The 25,501-nt window shown below is 55.2% G+C and carries 20 protein-coding genes; 16 read left to right on the forward strand and 4 right to left on the reverse strand.

What is annotated here, in order from left to right; translation table 11 throughout:
• The first annotated feature begins 79 nt into the window (after positions 1–79).
• The gene (mtaB, locus tag WHS88_01750) at positions 80–1,417 is read left to right on the forward strand and encodes a tRNA (N(6)-L-threonylcarbamoyladenosine(37)-C(2))-methylthiotransferase MtaB (protein MEJ5258892.1); all 1,338 of its coding nucleotides are present in this window, start codon (positions 80–82) and stop codon (positions 1,415–1,417) included.
• Between the two features lie 10 nt (positions 1,418–1,427).
• Here mtaB and WHS88_01755 read toward each other — a convergent pair whose 3' ends face one another.
• Positions 1,428–3,806, reverse strand: coding sequence for a glycoside hydrolase family 5 protein (locus WHS88_01755; GenBank protein MEJ5258893.1), 2,379 nt, complete (start codon positions 3,804–3,806; stop codon positions 1,428–1,430).
• A 337-nt stretch (positions 3,807–4,143) separates the two neighbouring features.
• Here WHS88_01755 and carB point away from each other — a divergent pair, with 337 nt between their 5' ends.
• The 8 genes from carB (at position 4,144) to trpA (ending at position 14,312) form a co-directional block, all read left to right on the forward strand.
• Positions 4,144–7,347, forward strand: coding sequence for a carbamoyl-phosphate synthase large subunit (gene carB / locus WHS88_01760; protein MEJ5258894.1), 3,204 nt, complete (start codon positions 4,144–4,146; stop codon positions 7,345–7,347).
• Positions 7,348–8,124 (forward strand): HAD-IIA family hydrolase, encoded by a 777-nt coding sequence (locus WHS88_01765; protein ID MEJ5258895.1) that lies wholly within the window; start codon positions 7,348–7,350, stop codon positions 8,122–8,124. It abuts the gene before it with no gap.
• Positions 8,125–8,389: 265 nt separating this feature from the next.
• Positions 8,390–10,021, forward strand: a complete 1,632-nt coding sequence (locus tag WHS88_01770; protein ID MEJ5258896.1) for an anthranilate synthase component 1 — start codon at positions 8,390–8,392, stop codon at positions 10,019–10,021.
• A gap of 9 nt (positions 10,022–10,030) precedes the next feature.
• On the forward strand, positions 10,031–10,633 hold the full coding sequence (locus WHS88_01775; protein MEJ5258897.1) for an aminodeoxychorismate/anthranilate synthase component II: 603 nt from the start codon (positions 10,031–10,033) through the stop codon (positions 10,631–10,633).
• 13 nt (positions 10,634–10,646) lie between these two features.
• Positions 10,647–11,666: an anthranilate phosphoribosyltransferase gene (gene trpD, locus WHS88_01780; protein MEJ5258898.1), complete on the forward strand. Its 1,020-nt coding sequence runs from the start codon at positions 10,647–10,649 to the stop codon at positions 11,664–11,666.
• 5 nt (positions 11,667–11,671) lie between these two features.
• A complete protein-coding gene (locus tag WHS88_01785) occupies positions 11,672–12,310 on the forward strand; it encodes a phosphoribosylanthranilate isomerase (protein MEJ5258899.1) in 639 nt (212 codons plus the stop codon).
• Complete coding sequence (gene trpB, locus WHS88_01790; GenBank protein MEJ5258900.1) at positions 12,307–13,494, forward strand: tryptophan synthase subunit beta; 1,188 nt, start codon at positions 12,307–12,309, stop codon at positions 13,492–13,494. The genes WHS88_01785 and trpB overlap by 4 nt, the downstream gene beginning before the upstream one ends.
• Entirely contained in the window at positions 13,491–14,312 is an 822-nt protein-coding gene (trpA, locus tag WHS88_01795) for a tryptophan synthase subunit alpha (protein ID MEJ5258901.1), read from the forward strand. Before trpB ends, trpA begins: the two co-directional genes overlap by 4 nt.
• On the opposite strand, the gene WHS88_01800 is transcribed toward trpA, so the two are convergent.
• Positions 14,309–14,662 carry a hypothetical protein gene (locus WHS88_01800; GenBank protein MEJ5258902.1) on the reverse strand — a complete coding sequence of 118 codons (354 nt, stop codon included), beginning with the start codon at positions 14,660–14,662 and terminating at the stop codon, positions 14,309–14,311. The genes trpA and WHS88_01800 overlap by 4 nt on opposite strands.
• 45 nt (positions 14,663–14,707) lie before the next feature.
• Positions 14,708–15,022 (reverse strand): DUF2007 domain-containing protein, encoded by a 315-nt coding sequence (locus WHS88_01805; GenBank protein MEJ5258903.1) that lies wholly within the window; start codon positions 15,020–15,022, stop codon positions 14,708–14,710.
• A gap of 319 nt (positions 15,023–15,341) precedes the next feature.
• Between WHS88_01805 and WHS88_01810 the strand changes: the two genes are divergently transcribed.
• From WHS88_01810 to WHS88_01825, 4 genes are all read left to right on the forward strand, one after another.
• Entirely contained in the window at positions 15,342–15,566 is a 225-nt protein-coding gene (locus WHS88_01810) for a hypothetical protein (protein ID MEJ5258904.1), read from the forward strand.
• Between the two features lie 300 nt (positions 15,567–15,866).
• Positions 15,867–17,207: a glycosyltransferase gene (locus WHS88_01815; protein ID MEJ5258905.1), complete on the forward strand. Its 1,341-nt coding sequence runs from the start codon at positions 15,867–15,869 to the stop codon at positions 17,205–17,207.
• A 26-nt stretch (positions 17,208–17,233) separates the two neighbouring features.
• A complete protein-coding gene (locus tag WHS88_01820) occupies positions 17,234–18,448 on the forward strand; it encodes a glycoside hydrolase family 57 protein (GenBank protein ID MEJ5258906.1) in 1,215 nt (404 codons plus the stop codon).
• Between the two features lie 25 nt (positions 18,449–18,473).
• Positions 18,474–20,486 (forward strand): amylo-alpha-1,6-glucosidase, encoded by a 2,013-nt coding sequence (locus WHS88_01825; GenBank protein MEJ5258907.1) that lies wholly within the window; start codon positions 18,474–18,476, stop codon positions 20,484–20,486.
• On the opposite strand, the gene WHS88_01830 is transcribed toward WHS88_01825, so the two are convergent.
• Positions 20,465–21,379 (reverse strand): MBL fold metallo-hydrolase, encoded by a 915-nt coding sequence (locus WHS88_01830; protein MEJ5258908.1) that lies wholly within the window; start codon positions 21,377–21,379, stop codon positions 20,465–20,467. The genes WHS88_01825 and WHS88_01830 overlap by 22 nt on opposite strands.
• A gap of 97 nt (positions 21,380–21,476) precedes the next feature.
• Between WHS88_01830 and WHS88_01835 the strand changes: the two genes are divergently transcribed.
• From WHS88_01835 to cyaB, 3 genes are all read left to right on the forward strand, one after another.
• Entirely contained in the window at positions 21,477–22,214 is a 738-nt protein-coding gene (locus WHS88_01835) for a DUF434 domain-containing protein (GenBank protein MEJ5258909.1), read from the forward strand.
• Positions 22,215–22,320: 106 nt separating this feature from the next.
• A complete protein-coding gene (gene leuS, locus WHS88_01840; protein MEJ5258910.1) occupies positions 22,321–24,930 on the forward strand; it encodes a leucine--tRNA ligase in 2,610 nt (869 codons plus the stop codon).
• A gap of 19 nt (positions 24,931–24,949) precedes the next feature.
• Positions 24,950–25,486, forward strand: a complete 537-nt coding sequence (gene cyaB, locus WHS88_01845; protein ID MEJ5258911.1) for a class IV adenylate cyclase — start codon at positions 24,950–24,952, stop codon at positions 25,484–25,486.
• The last annotated feature ends 15 nt before the right edge of the window (positions 25,487–25,501 follow it).

Consider the following 25,501-nt stretch of genomic DNA (forward strand, 5'->3'; position numbering starts at 1 on the left):
TTCCTTATGCTCCATCCGACGAGGCCGTCTGCAAAAAAACTTGCATCCGCCCCGCCGACGATTCTATAGTAAGCCGTCTATGAAACACTTTATCATTCATACGCTCGGCTGCAAAGTCAATCAATATGAAAGCTGCCAGATTGAACAATGGCTGCGTTCTCACGGCGTCTGCCCCGCCCCCTCCGGTTCTCCGGCCGACCTGGTTATCGTCAACACCTGCTGCATCACCCAAACCGCTGCTTCGAAAAGCCGTCAGGCCGTCCGCAAACTCCACAAGCAGAACCCCTCCGCCCTTCTGATTCTTACCGGCTGCCTGTCCGCAGCTACCGCCGAGGAAACCGCCGACCTGCCGAAAACCGCCGTCTGGGCCGCCGATAAACATCAGCTGCTGGATATTCTGCGTTCTTTGTCCGACTCATCTGAAGACAGAGTATCCAACGGAATCAGTAAAACACCATTTTCCTATAAAATCAAGCACAAAAACGACCTGGACATACAACAATTTCCCGACTGCGACCCTTTCGGTCCGCTGAACAGTTTTTCCGGCCAAACCCGCGCCTTTCTGAAAATCCAGGACGGCTGCGATGTTTTCTGCACCTATTGTATTGTTCCAAAAATCCGCAAAAAACTCTGGAGCAAACCCACAGATGTAATTCTTCGGGAAGCAGAGGACCTTCTTGCTGCCGGACATAAAGAAATTGTCCTGACAGGCATCTTTCTGGGGGCATGGGGGCGCAGCACAGCCCGTCGGAAACACTGGAAGCCTGACGAACCCAACCCTCTTGTCTCTCTTTTGAAACAGATTTTAAAGCTTCCGAATCTTATCCGCCTTCGGCTCAGCTCCCTGGAGCCGGCGGATGTAACGGATGAACTCATTGAAGTCTATCAACAATATCCGAATCTGGTTCCGCATCTTCATCTTCCCCTTCAATCCGGCTCGGACCGCATCCTGAAACGGATGGCCCGACAATACACGTCAGAGGAATATTTGAATATCTGCCGAAAACTGCAGGAACGGTTGGACCGACCGGCCATCACGACGGATATTATCGTCGGTTTTCCCGGAGAAACGGAAGAGGATTTCGAAAAAACTGTTGAAGTTTGCCGTCAGGTTGGATTCGCAAAAATGCATATTTTCCCATTCAGCCCCAGACGGGGTACAGCGGCCGCTCGAATGAAACCGCCTGTCCCCGCGGGAGTCATCCGCAGGCGCGCAGAGAAACTTCAGAAACTGGATAAGGAACTTCAGGAAAAGTTTCGACGTCAGTTTATCGGCCAGACTGTTCGTGTGATTCTCGAACAGACAAATCCCCCCGCAGGCCGCTGCGACCGGTACTTTATGGTAGATTGCTCAACCGCCGAGTTTCCTGAGCCGCCCCTCCAGGGGCAAGTCGTTTCAATCCGCCTGGACCGTTAAGTCCTGTGTATCACGGCAGTGTGATAGAGGCACTTTCCTCGAAATCGGTCCATCGCAGCCCAAAGGAAACCTCGCCGTTTCTTGCCGTCAGGGTGGTATTTGAGATTCTTGCGGAATACAGACACCCCTGAAGGTCTATTCGCAGCCATACCCTGGCTCCTTCCGGGGTACGGACATTTGAACAGGAATAGACCATCCCCCTCCGGTCAGCCCGAAGCGAACCTGCCGGAAGAGTAAACGTCTGTTCCCCCCACTGGAGGACTACTGATTCATTCCGTAAGTTTCGACTGAGATCCTGAACCGCAATTTCTCCCCAAACCCTCAGAGAATCTGTATCCGCTCTTCGGCCTATCTGAACCGCTGCCCGATTCATCCGCAGTTCATTCGCATACCCCCGCATGAGGCGGATAGGAATTCTCGCCGGTCCGTTGACAATCGATTCATCCGCCTGGCCCCGGAGCACATACGGACCGACCGTCATAGACAATTCCAGCGGACAGCCCAATCCGGTTAAATTCACATTCTGCGCTCGGAGCAAAAATCTCCGCTGTGCAAAGTTCAGCAGCAGCAGAGTAATCCTGCCCGGCTCTCCTTTACGGTAGCGCTCCGACCAGATAAACCGATTGCCGGTTGTGTCCCAGACATAATTGCAGTTCTCGGTGTAAATCACCGAATTGTCCCTCAGAGAACTGATTACCACCTCCACATGAGGAATCCCAAGCAGATCGGAGGGAACTCTCTCAAACGTGCCTGACATCTCTATTGTATCCTGCCCGGCTGTCGTTCCGGCCGTCACCTGACAGCGGCTGATCGTTAAGGCAATCTCCAAATCCTGCTCCCACCGCCAGCTTCTGTAAAGCCAGTTTTTGGCAAAACAGCCCATATACCCTTCTCCGTCCAGCAGATTCCAGTTCACATCAAACATCGGCGGCTGCCAATCATAGCTGGCCACCCAGGCAATATGACCGATTTCCAGATCCTCCACAAACTCCCGCAGAGGAGCGGCATAGGTCTCAATGGTCCCATTTAAAATTCCCGGGTCGCCTTCGATAAACCCCCATTCCCCCAAAATTACCGGAACTGCAGCAGATGCCCGGCTAATCGAATCTCGATAGTAAAGGGTATCCGACAGCCAGTGATACGGGTAAATATGGACTGTATAGACTACATTTTCATCGCTCAGCGGGGACTCTGCCACAGGTCCGATAATCTGACACCATCGCGGCGTACCGACAAACAACAGCGTCTCCGGTGCATAGGTTCGGATAACCTGAATCAATGTTTCCATATCCTCCTTGACACTCTGCCAGTTTTCCTCATCCGTGCCGATATTGTTGATGGGCTCATTAAATAACTCATACATTACATTGGTATCATCCGCAAACCGCGGCGCCATGTACTCCCAGAATTCAATGGCCTGCGGAAGGGTGTCAAACGTGTTATTGATGTCATGCCAGTCCAGAATGACATACACCCCCTGCCGAATGCAAAAATCCACCACACTGCGAAGCAGCGTGTATAAGTCTTCATTCTCCGGATCAAAAGGATAAGGCCAGCCCTGAACCAGATGCGGCGGAAAAATCGGAATGCGAATCACATTGGTTTTCCAGCCGACGCTGCCGCATCGCATATCCTCCGGGTCCGTCAGCCGGCTGATCATCTGGACGGCACCGCCCTGCCAACTCTGCAAAAAACCAAGGTCGATTAAAGACACCCCGCGCAGCGTAAAGTCACCGCCTCCGACCTGTTTGATTCGGTTCCCCTCGGCATACAGCCGCGGCAGCGGAACCGGTGCATCCTCTGTTTCAACCCTGACGTTATCAATATAAAAATAACCTCCCTGTCCCTTTTCCACATTGCATTGAAGCGCCATCCGCAATTCATACACATCGTTGGTTCTCACGATATTCCCAAGCCGCCAGCTGACCCGCCAGGTTGCATCCCCCATCCAGGGCCCCCACCAGGCTACATTTCCATCATCAGTTCGCGGCGGCGCGGCTGCTCCGCTGAGAGAGGTTACAACCATTTGGTCACGGTCTATCTCCTGCCAGTTCCAGACTGACCTATCCATCAGGGCAATCTTGTTGATATTGCACCAGGTCTCGGGGGGCCACTCCGCTGCAATAAATGTAATATCCATCGTGATGCGAGCAGCTCCGGCTAAATTCAATACCCCAATCCGCTCGAGTTTCCAGAACTCGCTCGGCCCGACAAGAACTGCCAGACTGCGGCTGCCGAGTGTGGCTCCGTTGGTACTGGTGCTTAAATCCTGTGTACCGGTCCAGGCACCGGTCCAGCCGTCTAATCCGCTTTCAAAATCGCCGAATACCATCTCCTCTGCATCGACCTTACAAAGCAGAAAGAACCAAAGAAGCATCGCGGAACACACGGATAAAAATAAGTTCCTGCCAAAAGGACTTTTCATTTCTAAAACTCCCGCTCAACCCCCAACAACTCTGTTTCTTCCTGGCCTTTTTTATTCCTCCCTGCAGACTATTCCTAAAATCCTATCAGCATTTTCGGCACTCAACTTAATATCTAAGATTCCAATTTTTGGTTAGTTACATAAACAGAAAACCTGACCTGAATCCCCTGCAAATGCCGTCTAAATATGACAATATCTTATACTGAATATCACCTTTTTTTATCTTGTATATTCCGACGTTTTCGGATACTTTATCCGCCCAAACCAGAACATCTCACCCTTTTCTGCATGGAGAAAAAAGATGCCGAAGCGTAATGACATCAAAAAAGTAATGATTATCGGGTCAGGCCCTATTATTATCGGGCAGGCCTGCGAATTTGACTATTCCGGAACACAGGCCTGCAAGGCCTTGCGAAAATTGGGTTTTGAAATTGTTCTGGTCAATTCCAATCCCGCTACCATTATGACCGACCCCGGGATGGCAGATGTTACCTATATTGAACCCCTAAACCTGGAAACCATGACAAAAATTATCCAGAAAGAACGCCCTGATGCCCTTCTGCCGAACTTAGGCGGGCAAACCGGCCTGAATCTGGCTTCCGAGCTGGCCCGGGCAGGGGTTCTGGACCAATACAATGTCAAAGTCATCGGTGTCCAGCTGGATGCCATTAAACGAGGGGAGGACCGAATCGAATTCAAAAACACGATGAAACGCCTCGGGATTGATATGCCCCGAAGCAAGCCGGCTTATTCTGTGCAGGAAGCCGAAGACATCGCCAAAGAACTGGGCTTTCCGCTGGTCATCCGCCCCGCCTATACCATGGGCGGCACCGGCGGCGGTCTGGTCTATAACATCGACGAACTCCGCACCGTTGCCGCCCGCGGACTGGATGCCAGTCTGGTTCATCAAATCCTTGTGGAAGAATCCGTACAGGGCTGGGAAGAACTCGAATTGGAAATCGTCCGGGACAGCAAGGGGCAGAAAATCACAGTCTGTTTTATTGAAAACGTGGACCCCATGGGCGTGCACACGGGCGATTCCTTCTGCACCGCCCCGATGCTCACCATCGACAAAACCCTTCAGCAAAAGCTTCAGAAATACTCCTATGACATTGTGGATGCCATCGGCGTTATTGGCGGAACCAATATCCAGTTTGCACACGACCCCAAAACCGGCCGGGTGGTTATTATCGAAATCAACCCGCGCACGTCCCGTTCTTCAGCTCTGGCTTCCAAAGCAACCGGCTTTCCCATTGCCTTGGTCTCCGCCATGCTCGCCGGCGGTTTGACGCTCGACGAAATTCCCTACTGGAGAGACGGAACGCTCGAGAAATACACCCCGTCCGGCGACTATGTTGTGGTCAAATTCGCCCGCTGGGCCTTTGAAAAATTCAAGGGAATCGAAGACAAACTCGGCACCCAGATGCGGGCCGTCGGCGAAGTCATGAGCATCGGAAAGACCTACAAAGAGGCCTTCCAGAAAGCCATCCGTTCGCTCGAAAGCGGCCGATACGGGCTGGGCTTTGCCAAAAACTTCAATTCCCTCTCGCTGGAAGAGCTGATGCTCCGGCTCAATCATCCCAGCAGCGAACGGCAGTTCCTGATGTACGAAGCCCTTCGCAAAGGCGCCTCTGTCAAAGCCCTCGTCGAAAAAACCGCCATCAAAGAATGGTTTATTCAGCAGATGGCCGAGCTGGTTCAGCTGGAGGAAAAAATCCTCAAGTACAAGGGCAAACCGCTCCCTGATGAGCTCCTGCGGCAGGCCAAGAAAGACGGCTTTGCCGACCGTTATCTGGCCAAACTGCTGGGCGTCAAAGAAGAGCAGATTCGGGAGCATCGCACCCGATTGGGCGTCGTCGAAGGGTGGGAACCCATCCCCGTCAGCGGGGTGGAAAATGCCGCCTACTACTACTCCACATACAATGCTCCAAACAAGGTCAGTTCGTCGTCCAATCCCCAAAAAGTGATGGTGCTCGGCGGCGGCCCCAACCGCATCGGCCAGGGCATCGAGTTCGATTACTGCTGCGTCCACGCAGCCTTTGCCCTGCGGGATGAAGGGTTTGAAACCATCATGGTCAACTGCAACCCGGAAACCGTCTCCACCGACTACGATACCTCTAACAAACTGTACTTTGAACCGCTGACCGTGGAAGATGTCCTCAGCATCTATGAAAAGGAAAAACCGATGGGCGTTATCGTCCAGTTCGGCGGACAAACGCCCCTGAACATTGCCCGCCAGCTCGAAGAAGCCGGCGTCCGCATCCTGGGCACCTCCACGGACAGCATCGACCTGGCCGAAGACCGCGACCGCTTCCGCGCCCGAATGGAAAAACTCGGTATCCCCATGCCGAAAGCCGGAATGGCCGCAAGTGTCGAAGAAGCCCTCCGCGTGGCGGAGCAAATCGGCTATCCGCTGATGCTCCGGCCGTCCTACGTCCTCGGCGGACGGGGGATGGAAGTTATCCACGATGAAACGATGCTCCGCGAATATATGGCCGCCGCCGTGGATGTTACGCCGGAACGTCCGATTTTAATCGATAAATTCCTCGTCAACGCCGTCGAGGCCGAAGCGGACGCCATTGCCGACGGAACAGACGTTTTTATCCCTGCCGTGATGGAGCACATCGAACAGGCGGGCATTCATTCGGGCGACTCCGCCTGCGTGATTCCTCCGGTCTCGATTCCCCAAAAACACATTGACACCATCTGCGAATACACCCGCAAAATCGCTGCCGAGCTTCGCGTCGTCGGCCTGATGAACATGCAGTATGCCATCGCGGATGATGTGGTCTATGTGCTGGAGGCCAACCCGCGAGCGTCCCGCACCGTGCCGCTGGTCTCCAAGGTCTGCGGTTTGTCGATGGCACGCATCGCTACGCAGATTATGCTGGGCAAAAAACTCAGAGACATAAATCTCAAACACGGCAAAATCCCTCACTTCGGCGTCAAAGAATCCGTCTTTCCGTTCAATATGTTCCCCGAAGTAGACCCGATTCTCGGCCCGGAGATGCGCTCCACCGGTGAAGTGCTCGGCATGGCCGATTCTTTTGGAATGGCCTTCTTTAAAGCACAGGAGGCCACGCAGCAGCCCCTGCCGCTGGAAGGAACGGTTTTGATTACCGTCAACGATTCCGACAAAGAAGCCATTGTTCCGGTCGCCAGAGAATTTGCCGACATCGGCTTTCGGCTCATTGCCACCGAGGGAACCTGTGACTACCTTCGCAAAAAAGGCATCAAAGCCGAACGGATTTTCAAACTGCACGAAGGCCGTCCGAATATCCTGGATGCCATCAAGAATAAAGAAATTCAGCTGGTCATCAATACCCCCATCGGCAAACGAAGCGTCACCGATGATTCCTATATTCGCAAGGCCGCTATTCAGTACAAAATCCCGTACATCACCACAGTAGCGGCGGCAGCGGCCAGCGTCAAAGGCATCGCCGCCAGAAAGACACAGGAATCGTCGGTGCGCTCCCTTCAATCGTATCATGCAGGAATCCGATAAATGCACCCGCTCCACCAAAAACGAGCCTTTATCTGCGACATGGACGGGGTTTTGTATCACGGAAGCCGCCTGCTGGCCGGCGCCAAAGAGTTTGTCCGCTGGCTCAAAGAGCAGGGCAAACAATACCTTTTCCTGACGAACTCTTCCTCGCGAACCCCGGAGGAATTAAGCCGAAAACTGGCGGGGATGGGCATCGAAGTCTCGCCGGAACACTTCATGACCAGCGGGATTGCCACAGCTTCTTTTCTGGCCTCTCAAAAACCCGGCGGCAGTGCCTATATCATCGGCGACAACGGTCTGCGGCAGCCTCTTCTTGAACAGGGCATTCGCCTCACGGAAGAGAATCCGGATTATGTCGTCGTCGGGGAAACTGCTGCCTACAATTACGCCCAGATTGAAAAAGCCGTCAATCTCGTCCTCGGCGGCGCCAAACTCATCGGCACAAACCCCGACATCAGCGGTCCTGTAGAAAGCGGCATAGCGCCGGCCTGCCGCGCTCTTATTGCTCCGATAGAAATCGCCTCCGGCCGACAGGCCTACTTCATCGGAAAACCCAACCCCCTGATTATGCGGCATTCGCTCAAACGGCTTGCCTGCCGGCGGGAGGAAACCGTCATCATCGGCGACCGAATGGACACCGACATCATCGCCGGTATCGAATCCGAAATCGACACCGTCCTGGTTCTCAGCGGCATCACACAGGAAAAAGATATCCCGAAATTCCCCTATCGGCCCGATTATATCCTCAGCGGTGTGGGGGATATTCCGCTTCTGTAAAGAAAGGTACAGGACATAAACAGTCCATATTTCAGGAACTTCAAAAAAATTTTTTATTTTCCTCTTGAACCGATCTTCATCATTCGATATACTTGTTTCTATGAATAGTATCGCCTTGACACAAAAGGAGTATTGGTGGCGGCCGCAGGCTTAGGCCCGCGGTCGGCAGGAATTCTGTTTCCGTTTCCCGAAACATCTCTTCGACCCGGCCTCAAACCGGGTCGTTTTTTATTCCCGAAACCCGAAAAATAAGGAACTTGTACAAATGACAGATTATAAAACCAGAATCGAACAGGCCAAACCCGGACAAATCATTCCAATGGTCCGGGAAATTGAACTGTCCTGCCCGGTGGAATTCTTCGCCCGCCTGAGCGACTACGGCCGGGCCCGCCACTGCTGTCTGCTCGAATCCCGCGATTATCTTTCGGAGGCCAAAGGCAACGAACTGACGTTCGGAACTGCCGACCCGGCTCTCTACCTGACCGGCCGGGAAGACCGATTCGAAATCCGGGCCCTCAGCCCGACCGGCAAACGGATGATTCAATACCTGGCCGAACGCCCGGAACGCTTTGCTTTTTGCAAAACCGTCCAATTTACTCCGGAGGCCGTAACCGGCACCATTCAGCGGCTGTCGGGCAAAACCGATGAGCATACCCGCCTCAAAAGTGTCAGCCAGATGGATGTCATTCGGGCCGTGGCCTTCGCGTTCGAGCTGGCCAGCCCCCCCTTCCGCGTCACCTGCGGACTGCTCGGGGCAATCAGTTATGATTTTATCGACCAGTTTGAAACCCTGCCGCCCAATCAGAATGACCTGCTGAACAACCCGGATTATGAGCTGTACTTCGCGGACAATATCTTTCTGATGGACCACCACCAGAGCAAAGGGTACCTGATTGTCAACGCCGTCATTACCAACGGCAACCGTCAGGCCATCTATGAAGAGGCCATGGCCCGTTTTGATTCCTATCTGAAACAAATGCGGACAGACCGCCCCGAACCATCCTTCTACGATGGTCCGCTGCCTTCTCCCGCAACCGACACCCCCCAGCCGGAGTACGAACAGATGGTCCGCACCGCCAAAGAGCATATTCGCAACGGTGACATCTTTCAGGTGGTTTTAAGCCGGACTATTACGGAACCCTGCCCCGCCGAGCCGCTGGACGTTTATCGCCGACTCCGCCTGCTCAATCCCTCTCCGTATATGTTCTATCTGAATACCGGCACCACCTGCCTGATTGGGGCCAGCCCCGAGCTGAACCTCCGCGTGAGCGGCAAAAAAGACCGCATCGTGGAAATCCGCCCCATCGCCGGCACCAAACCCCGCGGCTGGGTGGACGGTGTCATCGACCCCGAAACTGACATGCGCTATGAAGCCGAACTCCAGCTGGACCACAAGGAGCTGGCCGAACACATGATGCTGGTGGACCTGGCCCGCAACGACATTGCCCGCGTTTCACAGCCCGGCAGCCGTCTGGTCAATGAACTGCTCACGGTCGAACGCTACGAATCCGTGATGCATCTGGTCAGCAACGTCAAAGGAAAACTGCGTCCGGATTTGGATGCCCTCAGCGCGTACCTGGCCACAATGAATATGGGCACCCTCACCGGCGCCCCGAAAATTGAGGCAATGAAAATCATCCGCCGGCTTGAAAAGAATAAACGCGGCTACTACGGCGGTGCTGTGATGTACCTGACCGTGGACGGCCAATTCGACAGCTGCATCACGATTCGAAGTCTCCAGATTCGGGACCATACCGCCTACATCCGCGCCGGAGCCGGAATCGTCTATGACAGCATTCCGGCCGTCGAATTCGAAGAAACCGAAAACAAGGCCAAATCCTGCCTGAAAGCCGTTCGACTGGCCTGTGCGCAAGCCGCCAAACAACTTCAGCCGTAAGGAGATGCCATGGAACCCGTACGTGTCCTCTTTATCGACAACTTCGACTCGTTTACCTACAACCTCGTCGATGAGTTCGCCAAACGCAAATGCCCTACGCTGGTCTACCGGGCCGATACCCCCCTATCCCAGCTGGTCCGCGCCGCCGAACAGTTCCAGCCGGACCTGCTGGTCATTTCGCCCGGACCGGGGAACCCGTCCACTGCGGGCGTCACCCTCGAAGCCATCGACTATTTCCACAACAAACTGCCCATCTTCGGGGTCTGTCTGGGCCATCAGGCCATCGTGCAGTACTTCGGCGGCACCGTCAGCCATGCCCCCTGCGTCATGCACGGCAAGGCCTCTCGAATCACCCACAACGGCAAAGGGGCCTTCGAAAACCTCGAAAATCCGCTCCACGCCGGCCGCTACCACAGCCTGTGTGCCGTCACCCTGCCGGACTGTCTGGAAGAAACCGCCTCCTTTGAAGGGGTCGTCATGGGAATCCAGCACAAAACCCTGCCGATTTACGGCGTCCAGTTTCACCCGGAAAGCATCCTGACTCCCGCCGGCGGAAAAGTCATCGAAAACATCCTCAAAATCGCCCTCAACAACAAAAAGAAACACCCATAAAAGGAGAGCCGTTATGACCAAAATTACCGAGTATCTCGAAATCATCCTCGAAGGGCACGACCTGACCTTCGAACAGGCCAAGCAGCTGCTGGACACCATCTTCAAGGGCGACGTGGCTGAGGTCCAAATCGCCGCCTTTTTGGCGGCCATGCGGGTCAAAAAGGCATCCGTCAGCGAACTGGCGGGGCTGGCCACTTCTCTTCGGGAACATGCTGTGCCCGTCCGGGTCGGCATCGACAATCTCGTGGACACCTGCGGAACCGGCGGGGCCGCCCTGAAAACCTTCAACATCTCCACCGCCGCCGCCTTTGTCGCCGCCGGAGCCGGGGTTTATGTCGCCAAACACGGCAACCGCGGCATCACCAGCATCTGCGGCTCCGCCGACGTTTTAAGCGCATTGGGCGTCAATATTGAAGCCGGTCCCGATACGGTCGCCGAGTGCATTCGCCAGGCGCATATCGGCTTCATGTTCGCTCCGAAATACCACCCCGCCATGAAGCACGTCCAGCCCGTCCGAAAGTCGCTGGATTTCCGCACCGCCTTTAACATCCTTGGCCCCCTGGCCAACCCCGCCCGTGCCCAGGCGCAGGTCATGGGCGTCGCCGATGTGTCCCTGATGCCTCGCATCGCCGAAACCCTCAAAACCCTCGGTCTGAAGCGGGCGATGGTCGTTCACAGCAACGGCCTGGATGAAATCAGCACCATGGGCCCCACCCGAATTCTTCATCTGATGCCGGACGGCTCTGTTACCGAGGAAATCCTCGACGCCGAGCGCTTCGGCATCCCCAAAGCCGAATTTGACGCCCTGGCCGGCGGCGATGCCGACACCAACGCCCACATCATCCGCGAAATCCTTTACGAAAAAGCCCCCGGCCCCCGAAAAGATATTGTGGTCCTGAATGCCGCCGCCGCTATAATGGTAGCCGGCCTGGCCAAAGATTTCGTCGAAGGCATCGAACGCGCCGACCAGGCCATTCACAGCGGAAAGGCCGCCGAATGCCTCGAAAAACTCATTGAACTGAGCAATCGCTGACAGGTATGATCTTTACAAAAATCAAAATCTGCGGAATCACAAACCTGGACGATGCCTTAACCGCCGTCGAACTCGGGGCGGACCTGCTCGGGTTCATTTTCTACCCCAAAAGCCCCCGATATATTGACCCCCAAAAGGCCAGGGATATCATCGCCAAAATCCCAACCTTTGTCGACACCGTGGCCGTTTTCGTCAATCCGACCTTCCAGCAGGTCCAGGAAACCGCCCAGCAGGGCTGGTTTAATTGGGTCCAGCTGCATGGGGACGAGACCCCCGATTTCTGCCGGTCGCTCCACTGGCTCAACATCAAGCTGATGAAGGCCGTCCGGGTCAAAGACCGCTCCGATATCGACAAAGCCCTGACCTATCCGACCGATGCGGTGCTCCTGGACACCTACACCGACGGACTGTACGGCGGAACCGGACAGACCTTCGACTGGTCCCTCATCGGTTATCCGCCCCGGCGCATCTTCCTGTCCGGCGGAATCGGCCCCCACAATATCCGTCAGGCCCTCGAAGTCGGAACCTACGGCATCGACGTCAACAGCGGTGTGGAAAGCGCCCCCGGCAAAAAAGACCCTGCAAAACTCAAACAGCTTTTTGACTCCATCAGCCGTATCCACGGCGGAAAGGTCCATATATGAAATCCAAAGGACGATTCGGTCCCTTCGGCGGCTATTATGTGCCGGAGGTGCTTATTCCGGCCCTCGAGGAAATTGAGGCCGCCTTTGAACAATTCCGGGAAGACCCGAACTTCCTGAAAGACTTAAACGCCCTCTATACCGACTATGCAGGCCGGCCTACTCCCCTTTATCATGCCCGCCGATTCAGTGAAGAGGTCGGGTTTACAGTCTATCTGAAGCGGGAAGACCTTCTGCACGGCGGCGCCCACAAAATCAACAACACCTTAGGACAGGGACTTCTGGCCCGCTATATGGGCAAAACCAAACTCATTGCCGAAACCGGCGCCGGCCAGCACGGCCTGGCAACCGCCATCGTCGGAGCCCTCTTCGGAATGGAAACCAAAATCTTTATGGGCGCAACCGACGTCGCCCGCCAGAATGTCAACGTCCACAAAATGAAACTTCTCGGCGCCGAAGTGATCCCTGTGGAAGGCGGCACCGGAACCCTCAAAGACGCCATCAACGAAGCCCTTCGATACTGGACAGCCCATGTCGAAGATACTTTTTATCTGTTTGGAACAGCCGGCGGGCCTCATCCCTACCCGACCATAGTCCGGCACTTCCAGGAACCCATCGGACGGGAGGCCCGGCAGCAATGCCTCGAAAAAGCCGGCCGGCTCCCCGACCTTGTCACGGCCTGCGTCGGCGGCGGCTCCAACGCCATCGGCATTTTTTCGGGTTTCCTCAATGACCCGCAGGTCCAGCTGGTCGGCGTCGAAGGCGGCGGAAAAGGCCTCCACACCACCCAGCACTGCGCCACCCTCTGCACCGGCACGGTCGGCGTCCTGCACGGAGCCCGTACCTACCTGCTGCAGGATGAAAACGGACAGATTCGCGACACCGAATGCATCTCTGCCGGTCTGGACTACCCGGGCGTCGGGCCCGAACACGCCTACCTGAAAGAAACCGGACGCGCCCGTTACGTGAGCGTCTGCGATGAGGAGGTTTTGGATACCTTTTTCCTGTTCTCCCGAATGGAAGGCATCCTGCCGGCCCTCGAAAGCACCCACGCCCTCGCCTGGCTCGTCCGGCAAAAAGGACTTCTCCCGCCGGATACCATCGCTATCGCCAACCTGTCCGGACGGGGCGACAAAGACATCGATATCGTCGAACACCACAGACCCCTGACTGCGAGGTCCCTATGAATCCCTATCAGAGTTGCTTTTCCAAACTGAACCGGGCGGCCCTGATTCCCTTCTTCGTCATCGGCGACCCCTCGTACGACATTTCTTTACAGCTGGTCAAGGCCGCTGTGGACGCCGGCGCCGACATTCTCGAACTGGGCATCCCCTTTTCCGACCCCGTAGCCGACGGCCCTACCATCCAAAAAGCCGACCTGCGGGCCCTGAAGGCAGGCATCACACCCGCCAAAGCCCTTCAATTTATCCGGGAAATTACGGCCTATAAACCCATCCCCATCGGCCTGCTGGTCTATTACAACCTCCTCGTCCAGTACGGAACCGAACGGTTCCTGCAGGATTTTAAAAAAGCCGGCGGCACCAGTGTCCTCGTGGCGGATTTGTCCATCGACGATGCCGATGAAATCGCCATTCCGGCCAAAAAAGCCGGGCTGGAAACCGTCTTTATGGCTACCCCCAACACCCCCGACGAACGGCTCCGACGCATCGCCGAAAAAACCACAGGGTTTATCTACACAGTCTCTCTGCTGGGAACTACCGGGGAACGCCAGGCCCTTTCCAACGCCGTCCGCCCGCTGGTAGCCCGGCTGAAACGGCTGACGGACAAGCCCGTGTGTGTCGGGTTCGGCATCAGCACCCCTCAGCACGCCTGCGAGGTTGCCCGGGCAGGCGCAGACGGAGTAATTATCGGCAGCCGAATTGTGAAATTTATTGAAGAAGCCCCCGATAACCCGGAAAAAATGCGGGAGAATATTACACGGTTTCTTTCGGAGGTTCGAGCCGCCCTGCCCCCCAAAGGACCGACGGCAAAAACCGACGCCTAAACTCCGGAGGGGACGGCCTTGTCGGCCTTGCGGAACGATTCCAGCGACTGCGGCTCGGCCACTTTCCTATAGCCGAGGGCCTTAATGACTTCCAGCACCTCCGTCCAGGTCGGGAACGGACGCTGGTTGGCCCGCTTATACTGGTCGATGGCCATCAGAAACTCGAACTGCTCATCCGTCATCTGGCCTTCTTCAGCCAACCGGCGTTCTTCCGTCCGGCGATGTCCCGGACCGCGCCGCCGGTCCCACCCGCTGCGGCGGTCCACAACATTCTTGCGGCGCTCCACAAAAGTCCGACGCTCCTGAACCGTTTCTTCCTGCGGATTGTTCTCGTTTATCTTTTCCGTCATTTCATCACACCTGTAAAAAACTGTAGGTTACCGTTTCTTTGCCGCTTACTCATCCTGTCTGTCATCTTCCAGCCAGCAGCCGCTGCCGTGAAAGAAAACATCAAAGAAATGCTCAAACGGCGCCTGCGACGCAATCAGAGAATGGGCCTCATCGAGCACATCTTCCGGCACCAGGACCGCTATCCCAGGCGACGCAGCCCCCTCGCTTTCGGGCTGCCGGACTACGGCGGGAATTCCGTTCTCCTCCAGCATTTTCTTATAGTGACGGGCCAAATCCATATCTTCCGCGAAGGCCACCGTCACAAATTCTCCGAGCGATGTCTTCTGAATCGGCTTATTCGGCTTTTTCGGCTCCGACATATTCCGCTCCAAACACGGACAATTCTGAGTTTTTGTCTGACTGCATCGACCCTTTCATCGACCAAGCCGCACACCCAATTAAGCACTTTCCCGCAGAAAAAACCCCTGCTTCAGACGGGGGCGGAAGGGTCAAACGGAACAAAGCGTTCATAGGGATTTTTGCGTCTATAGGCCCTCTGGATGCAAAATTTTGCGTTTTTTCGCAAATTTTTTATTGCAAAGTCGGTCAAATACAGCCACAATACGCCAAAACGTCGTTTAGCGGCACGTGCGTGCTGCTTTTATGGGAACCAAGTAACCTTTTACACGGAGGTGCCGTATGGCAAAGAAGAAAGCCGCTGCAAAGAAAGCTGCCCCGAAAGGCGGCAAGTCGGAAATGCTGGTCGTCGCCAGCAAAGTCAAGGCCTACATCAAGTCCAAAGGGATGATGACTGCCAGTGATTCGATTGCGGCCTTGAACGACAAGATTTATCAGCTGCTCGATGCGGCCGTTTGCCGCACCCAGGCAAACCGGCGCAGCACCGTCAAGCCGCAGGACCTGTAAGAGTCCTGACTGCTTAGGTTCTCCATGCCGCAGGCAGTCGGCAGGCAAAGAATCAAAAGCCGCTTCCTCCAAAGAAGTGGCTTTTTTTTGTCTGGAAACCCCTCTCCCTGTCAAGATAGATAAATTTTTCACCGCTCCATCTGTGTCCCGACATCCTGAACTTTTTTCCCCCATTTTCAGTAAATTTCATTAGGTCTTTTGCAGATTTATTTTATAATTGATTTATTGTCAGAAGGTGGTAGGATGAGATTACATCTTGAATCTTTTTGAGAAAAAATGTGTGAGTAAACGGGGTCTGATATGAAAGTGTTCATGCTTGGTTGGGAGTTTCCGCCTTACATCAGCGGGGGCTTAGGTACCGCGTGCCATGGACTGACCAAAGCGTTAAGCGATTTGGGAGTCAAAATCACGTTTGTCCTCCCGAAACCGATTGAAACAAAAACGCCCACCCATGTCCAGATGCTCACGCCTCAGCATTGCCGAGCCACCCGGACGGTCACCCAAACCGCCGAAACCACGCAGGAACTCAAGAACGTTCAGTTCCATACGGTCAGCTCCCCCCTTCAGCCGTACACGACCCCGCAGCAGTACCAAAAGCGGCTGGAGGAACTTATCCGTCAAAAGCAGCTCCTGTCGTCCCAATCACAGCAGATGCTCGACCAGTGGCTGGAGCAGGAAATCGAAGGCCTTTCCGTCAGCCCCGGCCAGTACAGCGGCGATATGTACACCGAAGTGCACCGCTACGCCGCCGCCGCCGTTCGCCTGGCCCTCCAGCAGGAATTCGATGTAATTCACGCACACGACTGGATGACCTATCCGGCCGGAATCGCCGTTGCCGCCGTCAGCGGAAAACCGCTGGTCGTGCACGTCCATTCCACGGAATTCGACCGCAGCGGCGAACACGTCAACCAGATGATTTACGATATTGAACGACGCGGCATCCACGCCGCCGCCAAGGTCATTGCCGTCAGCTATCTGACCCGCAACATCCTCCTGACCCGATACGGCGCGCTCGGCGACAAAATCGAGGTCATCTACAACGGCGTAGAGCCCGAAGACAGCAACCGCGTTTCCGCGCAGCAGGTCGGTATCCGCAGTGATGAAAAAATCGTCCTGTTCCTTGGACGAATCACCATGCAGAAAGGTCCCGAATACTTTCTCATGGCCGCCCGCAAGGTCCTCGAAGAAATGGAAAACGTCAAGTTCGTCATGGCCGGAAGCGGCGATATGATGCACCGCATCATCGAAATGGCGGCCCAGATGGGTATCGGACACAAAGTCCTCTTTACAGGCTTTCTCCGGGGCGAAGACGTCAACCGGGTCTATCAGATGGCGGACCTGTATGTCATGCCGTCCGTTTCCGAACCCTTCGGAATCGCTCCCCTGGAAGCCCTCAACCACGACGTGCCCGTCATCATCAGCAAGCAAAGCGGCGTCGCCGAAGTCCTCACACACGTCCTCAAAGTGGACTTCTGGGACATTCAGGAAATGGCCAACAAAATTATCGCCGTCCTGAAGTATCCGCCGCTCCAGATGACCCTGCGGGAACATGGAAACTTCGAGGTGCGCAAACTCAAATGGTCCGGAGCGGCCAAGAAATGTTTGAAGGTCTATCAGGAAGTCACCCAGGTCGCCGTCTGAAACTTCATGGAAGGTGAGGGTTTCGTATGCCGTCGGTTTGCTTTTATTTCCAGGTGCATCAGCCGTTTCGGCTTCGGCACTATACCGTCTTTGACAAATCCGGTAACTACTTCGACGAATTCAAAAACGCCTCCATCTGCCGCAAGGTCGCCAACAAGTGCTACCTGCCCTCCAACCGGCTTCTGCTGAAGATGATTCGCCGCTATGAAGGACGCTTTAAGGTTTCCTTCAGCATCACCGGCGTCGTCATCGAACAATTCCAGAAATACTGCCCCGAGGTCATCAGCACCTTTGATGCTCTGGCCGAAACCGGATGCGTCGAGTTTATCGCGGAAACCTACTACCACAGTCTCAGCTTCCTTTATTCCCGCAATGAATTTTTCGAACAGATTCAAAAGCATATTGAATTGATGCAGAAACTCTGGGGCCAAACTCCCCGCATCTTCCGCAATACAGAATTGATTTACAACAACCAGCTGGCGGAAACCATCGAGTCCTTAAATCAGTTTGACGCCGTCATCACGGAGGGCGCCGACCGCATTCTCGGCCACCGCAACGCCAACTTTGTCTATCGCCCCCCCAACTGCAAGCACCTGAAGCTGCTGTTGAAAAACTACTCCCTGTCCGATGACATCGCCTTCCGCTTCAGCAACCGCGGCTGGGAGGAATGGCCGCTGGATGCCCCCAAGTTTGCCCGATGGATTGACCAGATTAACGGCTGCGGCCATACCGTCAATCTCTTTATGGACTACGAAACCTTCGGGGAACACCAGTGGGAGGACACCGGCATCTTCGACTTTATGTACCATCTGCCCGAATACATCCTCCGCCACCCCGACAACAACTTTATGACGCCCAGCGAAGTGGTTCGCACTTATCCGGTCATGGACGTGGTCGATGTCCCCCACGTTATCAGCTGGGCCGATATGGAACGGGACTTGTCCGCCTGGCTGGGCAACGCCATGCAGTCCAACGCCCTCCACGAAGTTTATAAAATGGAGAAACTCGTCAAGCAGACCCAGGACCCCCAGATTATTGAGGATTGGAGAAAACTGCTGACCTCCGATCATTTCTATTATATGTGCACCAAGTATTTCTCCGACGGCGATGTCCACAAATACTTCAATCCCTACGAGTCGCCGTATGATTCCTATATTAATTATATGAACGTGCTTAATCATCTGCGGGAACGCTGCAAACAGGCCCTGACTCAGCAAACCGTCTCCGAACAGGCCTCCTGAACGCCTGCGCGGATTAAAGAATGCAATGGAACTGCACAAAGAAGCCATCCTGGCCGTCAACCTCAGCGACCTGCCGCTGGAGGAGATGCTCAGCCGGGAATGGCTCTTGACCAACAGCCGCGGGGGTTTTGCCTTTTCCACGCTGGCCGGCTGCAATACCCGACGCTATCACGGCCTGCTCATCGGAACTCCCCATCCTCCCGCCGCCCGGTTTCTCGGCCTGGCCGCCTGCCTGGAAAAAATCTCTCTCGAAGAAGATTCGCTGGAATTCAGCTGTTTTGAATTCGACCGAACCTTCCACCCGAAAGGTTACGAACATCTGACCGCCTTCTCCCGCGATATCGGCGTCCACTTCGAATATGAACTCGGTCTGGCCCGATGCACCAAATCCGTTTATCTGCACCCCACCGAAGACATCGTCGCCGTCGAGTACGCCTTCAGCCATCTGGTCCGCCCATTCACTTTTTCTCTGCTGCCGCTGGCGGCCATGCGGGATTTTCACGGCCTCCAAAACGCCGCCCGCCCCATAACCGCTGAAACAAAAAGGCCTCACGCCGTCTGCATTACCGGCCCCTCTGAAGACGACCTTCAGCTGCATCTCGTCGTCTCATCAATGACCTTCCGGCCGGCCCCCCATTGGTGGTACCGCTTTTACTACCGCATCGAGGCCCAGCGGGGACAGGACTGTTTCGAGGACCTCTGGGCCCCCGGCTGGTACTCCTGCCGCATCGAACAGCCCGGCTCAGTCATTCTGTGGGCCGCCCTGAAGCCTGCCGGTTCCTCCTTCGAACCGCCGGACTTTCACCAAATGCTCAAAGACCTCGCCAATCGCCAAAAAGACCTCTGCCGCAGCGCCTTCTCGCGAGACCCCATTCAAAAGGCCCTGTTTATCTCTGCGGGGCAATTCGTGGTCGAACGAACCATTCAGGGACGCACAAGCCCGACTATCCTGGCCGGCTATCCCTGGTTTCTCGACTGGGGACGGGATGCCTTCATTGCCCTGCCGGGTCTTTGCCTGAGCACGGGCCGTACCGACACGGCCGCCGGCGTTCTGCAGACCTTTGCCGAGGCCGTCAGCGAAGGAATGATTCCCAACCGCTTTGACGATTACGGCGGACCGGCCCATTACAACAGCATCGACGCCTCGCTCTGGTTTGTCGAAGCCGCCTACCAATGGCTCCAACAAACGCAGAACCAATCCTTTTTCGAAAAAAATCTTCTGCCCGCCGTTCTGCAAATCCTCAGCGGATACCAGGAAGGGACCCGTTTCGGCATCCACGCCGACGCCGACGGTCTTATCACCGGCGGCGACCCGCAGACGCAGCTGACCTGGATGGATGCCAAATGCGGCGATGTGGTCTTTACCCCTCGATACGGCAAGGCCGTGGAAATCAACGCCCTCTGGTATGACATCCTCTGCCGCACAGCCGACTACTTCCAAAACCGAAACCGCTCCAAGGCCGAGTTTTTCGCTGCTCGCGCAGAACTGGTCAAACAGAATTTCAGCCGGCTTTTCTGGAATGAACACACCGGCTGCCTGAATGACTGCATCCTCCCCGACGGCACCCCCGACCCGTCCATCCGTCCCAATCAGATTTTCGCCGTCTCCCTCCTTCACAGCCCCTTGTCGCCCAACCGCCAGAAACGCGTGGTTCAAATTGTCCAGCAGGAATTGCTGACCCCCTACGGCCTTCGGACCCTTAGCCCGCGCGACCCCCGGTACATCGGACGCTATGAAGGAGATATGTTCCGCCGCGATGCCGCTTATCATCAGGGAACCGTCTGGCCTTGGCTGATGGGGGCTTTTCTGGAGGCCTTTCTGAAAGTCCACAACAACAGTCCGCAGGCCCGCAAGCAGACCGCCGCCATGCTTTCTCCTTTGATTCATCATTTTGCCAACCACGCCTGTCTGGGCAGCATTTCGGAAATCTTCGATGGGGACGCACCGCACTATCCACGCGGATGTCCCGCCCAGGCCTGGAGTGTGGCGGAAGTCCTGCGTATCTGGCTGCTCCTTCAGCAGGCCGCTTCGTCCTGAGTCCCCTCCGGCGAACCGGACTTCTTCGGCTTCTTTCGAGTTCGTCTGTTCGGCAGATAATCCATCAGGAGATACACCTTGCGGAATACCGACGACGGCAGCTTCTGCTTCAGCATTCGCCGGGCCTCCGACAAGCTCGTCCGCTGGGTTAGATGTGTCAGCAGGACAAACTCATTGTTCATCTTTTCCAGAAGCGGCCCCAGCTCCTCAATATGCATATGCCGCCCCGCCTCCGCCCGGCCGGCATGTTCCTCTTCATAAAAGGTGCATTCCGCAATTAACAGCCGACTGTTGGAAATATAATCCAGCTGCGAAAAGTCCACATACTGGGTATCCCCCAGATAACTGACCAGCGGAATCTCCAGCGGCCGGTCTATTTCGATTCCCTGCCTCTTTAATTCTACCAATTGCGGACCCGTTAACCCCTTATATTCCTCTCGGAGTTTTTTTCGCCGTTCCAGAACAGAAAACCCAACCGCCCCAACCGTGTGCTTTGTAGGGAAAACCCTCACAAACAGATTCGGTTTTACCGAATATTCCTCCCCCGGCCCCACCGCAACAAGATTGCCTTTTATTCGGCTTCCATCCAGCTTGCTCCAGGCATTGAGAATCTGTCGAATCGGGCCGAGCGTATTCGGCGGAGCCAGAACCGTCCCCGGCGAAAGACCGCAAAACTGGCGATGCGAAAGATAATAGGCAATCCCCGCCGCATGGTCCATATGGCCGTGCGTCAGGAGCACATGATTAATAGGAATCACCTGGTCGGGGGCTTTGCCGATGTCAAAGCAGACATCCAGCTGCGGCATAGCAACCACCGTTTCCTCACCGGCGACCGAATACCCCAAAACATCCAGATTGCCTATTTGTATGTGGGCCAGATTATGACTGGGCATATCCTGTTCCTAAAAAAACGAATCGTAGAAAAAACAACCTTCTCTGTCAACTTTTTCCTCCCTTGAACTGCCCTCCTCCACTCGCTATCCTGAAAGAATGCCTGACAAACGCACCCATCGCGGTCCCCATCCGGAAGATAAGCGGCTCTTCGCCGCCGACCAAATTCCCCTTCTCCAAAAGGCCGTCAGCCATTACTCCTGGCTCCTGACCCGCGGATATGCCCAGACAAGCGCCCTGAAACTGGTGGGCGACCACTTTTCCCTCGACAGCCGACAGCGGCTGGCCGTGATGCGTTCCGCCTGCTCCGACACCCAGCGAATCCTGCGAAAGCAGAAAGAAATCCCCCTTTCAAACCTTGCAAACCGCACGCTTCTGCTCGACGGATACAATATTCTCATCACCCTCGAAGCAGCCCTCAGCGGCGGAGTGCTTCTCGTCGGTCAGGATGGATGCATCCGGGACTTATCCGGTCTTCACGGGACATGGAGGAAAGTTTCGGAAACCCTTCCGGCGGTCGAACTGGCCGCAGAAACCCTCAAAAAGCTAAACCCCAAAGAAGTCCTCTGGCTCCTGGACCGTCCTGTGTCGAACTCCGGCCGGCTGAAAGTCCTCCTCGAAGACTTCTTCAAAACTCAAAACCTCCCCTGGCAGGTCGAAATCCATCAAAACCCGGACCAGCTCCTCCGGCAAACCCCTTCGCCGGTCGCTACAAGCGACAGCGCCGTTCTGGACGAATGCCCCGGCTGGTTTAACCTGACTCGGGAAGCACTGAATCATTTGCCCTCCTCTTCCCTATTTCTCATCGACCTGAGCGCGACGAATGAAGAGAAATAAATGCTTGCCGTTGCTTACGGATAAAATTTGGATATAATACGTTTTTTCAATCAAATCATTCATTGCTGATAAATAATGTAGGGTTTGACCAGTTTAGAGAATTCTTATGGAAAACGGCCGATACGACTTTCTTGCGATCGAAAAAAAATGGCAGGATTATTGGCTTCGCAATAAAACTTTTAAGGCCCCGGACGGCCGACCCCTTCCAAAAGGCCAGCAGCCCCCTCAGCCCGACCCGAAAGCTCCGCTTCACGAACGCCCCAAGTACTACGTCCTCGATATGTTTCCCTATCCGTCCGCCCAGGGGCTCCATGTCGGCCATCCGGAAGGATACACCGCCAGCGATATTGTCGCACGGTACAAGCGAATGAAGGGCTACAATGTCCTCCATCCGATCGGCTGGGACGCCTTCGGGCTGCCTGCCGAACAGTACGCCGTCCAGACCGGCACCCATCCGGCCGTCACCACCCAGCGGAATATCGAAAACATGCGACGCCAGATTCAGGCCCTCGGTTTCAGCTATGACTGGGACCGACAGGTCGATACCACCGATATCCGCTATTACAAATGGACTCAATGGATTTTCCTGAAGTTCTACAACAGCTGGTTCGACGAAAAACTCCAGAAGGCCCGACCGATTGAAGAGCTGCCGATTCCGGAAGAAATTGCTGCCCAGGGCGAGAAAGCGGTCCGGAAATACATCGATGACCACCGGCTTGCCTACGAGGCCGAAGCCCCGGTCAACTGGTGCCCGGCTCTCGGAACCGTGCTGGCCAATGAAGAAGTCGTCGGCGGCGTCAGCGAACGCGGCGGCTATCCGGTCATCCGAAAGCCGATGCGTCAATGGATGCTTCGCATCACCCGCTATGCCGAACGCCTCCTCGAAGGCCTCAATCAGCTCGACTGGCCCGAATCCATCAAAAAACTTCAGCAGGACTGGATTGGACGCAGTGTCGGTGCGGAAGTCAGTTTCTCCGTCGTCGGCCATAACACCACAATCCGTATCTTCACCACCCGCCCCGACACGCTCTTTGGGGCCACGTATATGGTTCTGGCTCCGGAACATCCGCTTGTGGACCAAATCACAACCCCGCAATACAAACAAGCCGTTGCGGAGTACAAAGAGCAGGCCGCCCGGAAAAGCGACCTCGACCGCACAGAATTATCCAAGGAAAAAACCGGTCAATTTACAGGGGCTTTTGCCGTCAATCCGGTCAACGGCAAACAGATTCCTATCTGGATTAGCGATTATGTCCTTATCAGTTACGGCACCGGTGCCATTATGGCCGTGCCGGCCCATGACGAACGCGACTTCGAATTCGCCCAAAAATTCGGCCTGCCCATCATCCCCGTTGTCAAACCCGACGACCCGGCGCTGGCCCAACAGGTCCAGGCCGGACAAGTCTGTTTCACCGGCGATGGAACGGCCTTCAATTCCGGACCGTTTGACGGCCTGCCTACACCGGTTTTCAAAGAGAAAATCACAGCCTGGCTCGAAGAAAAAGGGCTGGGGAAAAAGGCCGTTAATTACAAACTGCGCGATTGGCTCTTCAGCCGGCAGCGCTACTGGGGCGAGCCCTTCCCCATCCTCCACACGGAGGACGGACGCACCATCGCCCTTTCCGAATCCGACCTGCCGCTGGGCTTGCCCGAACTGGACGATTTTAAACCCACCGGCACCGGAGAACCGCCCCTGGCCAAGGCCGTGGACTGGGTCAATGTCACCCTGCCGGACGGGACAAAAGCCAAACGCGAAACCAACACCATGCCCCAATGGGCCGGCAGCTGCTGGTATTACCTGCGCTACCTCGACCCGACAAACGACAAGGCACCCTTCGACCCCAATATCGAAAAATACTGGATGCCGGTTGACTTGTATATCGGCGGGGCCGAGCATGCCGTTCTCCATCTGCTCTATTCCCGGTTCTGGCATAAACTGCTCTATGACCTCGGATATGTCTCCACGCCGGAACCTTTCCAGAAACTGATTAATCAGGGAATGATTCTGGGGGAAGACAACCAGAAAATGAGCAAATCCCGCGGCAATGTCATCAATCCCGATTCTGTCATTGCCCAATACGGCGCCGACTCGATGCGGCTTTATGAAATGTTCATGGGGCCCCTGGAAGCCGTCAAACCCTGGAGCATGCAGGGGGTTGAAGGCGTTCACCGCTTTCTCCATAAAGTCTGGCGGCTCGTGGTGGACCCCGAAACCGGAAATCTGAATCCGGCGGTTCAGGACGCAGACCCCGATGAACAAACCCTGCGGCTGCTCCACCAGACTATCAAAAAAGTGACCTCAGACATCGAAAACTTCGCCTTCAACACCGCCATCAGCCAAATGATGATTTTTGTCAATCACCTCGGCCGTCAGACCATCCGTCCCAGACAAATTCTCGAACCGTTTATCCTGATTTTGTCGCCGTTTGCTCCTCATATCGCCGAAGAACTCTGGCAGCGGCTGGGCCATTCCAACACGCTGGCTTATGAACCCTGGCCGCAATTTGACCCTCAGCTGGCGCAGGAAAAACAGGTGGAGCTGGCCCTCCAGCTCTGCGGCAAAATCAAAGACCGATTCTGTGTTTCCGCCGATGCGGATGAACAGGAAATCGAACGGCTGGCCCTGGCTCATCCGAAAATTCAGGCCGTTCTGAATGGACAAAAACCCAAAAAAGTCATCATCGTCAAATCCCGGCTGGTAAACATAATCCCGTAACCCAGGGGTGTAATGGACCGTGAAAATTGAAATTGAAGCCAAAATCGCTGTCCCGTCGCTGGCTCCGCTCGAAGAGCGACTGAAAAAAATGAATGCTGTTTTTCTTAAAGAAGTCCGCGAAACGGATTTGTATCTGAAAGGAACGCACGGCCACCCGTTGAAACGGGGCTGCGGCCTGCGGCTGCGCAGACAGCACGGGCCGGAAGGGGAAAAATTTTTCCTGACCTTCAAAGGCCCCAAAGAAAAACGGCGCTTTAAAACACGCCCCGAAGCCGAAGTTCAAATCAGCGATTTTGAGGCCGCCAAAAAAATCTTCTTCGGACTGGGATTCACCTCCGGCATCATTGTCAAAAAAACCAGAAAAATCTGGACCTGGAAGCACTGTCATATCTGCCTGGACCGTGTGCCTCCGATGGGCTGTTTCGTCGAAGTGGAGGCCCCCACGGAAATCGAAGTCGAACAGGCCCTGGCTCACCTCGGCCTTCAGGGAGAACACCACCTCTCGGAAGGATACGCCAAACTTCTGGCCAGAGCTCTTCTGAAAAAACAAATCTGACCCGTTCTCCGGATG

It is taken from the genome of Anaerohalosphaeraceae bacterium, assembly GCA_037479115.1.
Taxonomy (GTDB): domain Bacteria; phylum Planctomycetota; class Phycisphaerae; order Sedimentisphaerales; family Anaerohalosphaeraceae; genus JAHDQI01.

Bases quoted from the DNA above. Each gene is read 5' to 3' on its own strand.
- WHS88_01785 (MEJ5258899.1), top strand. From the start codon at position 11,672: ATGATCTTTACAAAAATCAAAATCTGCGGAATCACAAACCTGGACGAT.
- WHS88_01830 (MEJ5258908.1), bottom strand. From the start codon at position 21,379: ATGCCCAGTCATAATCTGGCCCACATACAAATAGGCAATCTGGATGTT.
- WHS88_01765 (MEJ5258895.1), top strand. From the start codon at position 7,348: ATGCACCCGCTCCACCAAAAACGAGCCTTTATCTGCGACATGGACGGG.
- WHS88_01810 (MEJ5258904.1), top strand. From the start codon at position 15,342: ATGGCAAAGAAGAAAGCCGCTGCAAAGAAAGCTGCCCCGAAAGGCGGC.
- WHS88_01825 (MEJ5258907.1), top strand. From the start codon at position 18,474: ATGGAACTGCACAAAGAAGCCATCCTGGCCGTCAACCTCAGCGACCTG.
- mtaB (MEJ5258892.1), top strand. From the start codon at position 80: ATGAAACACTTTATCATTCATACGCTCGGCTGCAAAGTCAATCAATAT.
- trpA (MEJ5258901.1), top strand. From the start codon at position 13,491: ATGAATCCCTATCAGAGTTGCTTTTCCAAACTGAACCGGGCGGCCCTG.
- WHS88_01835 (MEJ5258909.1), top strand. From the start codon at position 21,477: ATGCCTGACAAACGCACCCATCGCGGTCCCCATCCGGAAGATAAGCGG.
- leuS (MEJ5258910.1), top strand. From the start codon at position 22,321: ATGGAAAACGGCCGATACGACTTTCTTGCGATCGAAAAAAAATGGCAG.
- WHS88_01775 (MEJ5258897.1), top strand. From the start codon at position 10,031: ATGGAACCCGTACGTGTCCTCTTTATCGACAACTTCGACTCGTTTACC.
- trpB (MEJ5258900.1), top strand. From the start codon at position 12,307: ATGAAATCCAAAGGACGATTCGGTCCCTTCGGCGGCTATTATGTGCCG.
- WHS88_01800 (MEJ5258902.1), bottom strand. From the start codon at position 14,662: ATGACGGAAAAGATAAACGAGAACAATCCGCAGGAAGAAACGGTTCAG.
- WHS88_01805 (MEJ5258903.1), bottom strand. From the start codon at position 15,022: ATGTCGGAGCCGAAAAAGCCGAATAAGCCGATTCAGAAGACATCGCTC.
- WHS88_01770 (MEJ5258896.1), top strand. From the start codon at position 8,390: ATGACAGATTATAAAACCAGAATCGAACAGGCCAAACCCGGACAAATC.
- WHS88_01815 (MEJ5258905.1), top strand. From the start codon at position 15,867: ATGAAAGTGTTCATGCTTGGTTGGGAGTTTCCGCCTTACATCAGCGGG.
- carB (MEJ5258894.1), top strand. From the start codon at position 4,144: ATGCCGAAGCGTAATGACATCAAAAAAGTAATGATTATCGGGTCAGGC.
- WHS88_01820 (MEJ5258906.1), top strand. From the start codon at position 17,234: ATGCCGTCGGTTTGCTTTTATTTCCAGGTGCATCAGCCGTTTCGGCTT.
- trpD (MEJ5258898.1), top strand. From the start codon at position 10,647: ATGACCAAAATTACCGAGTATCTCGAAATCATCCTCGAAGGGCACGAC.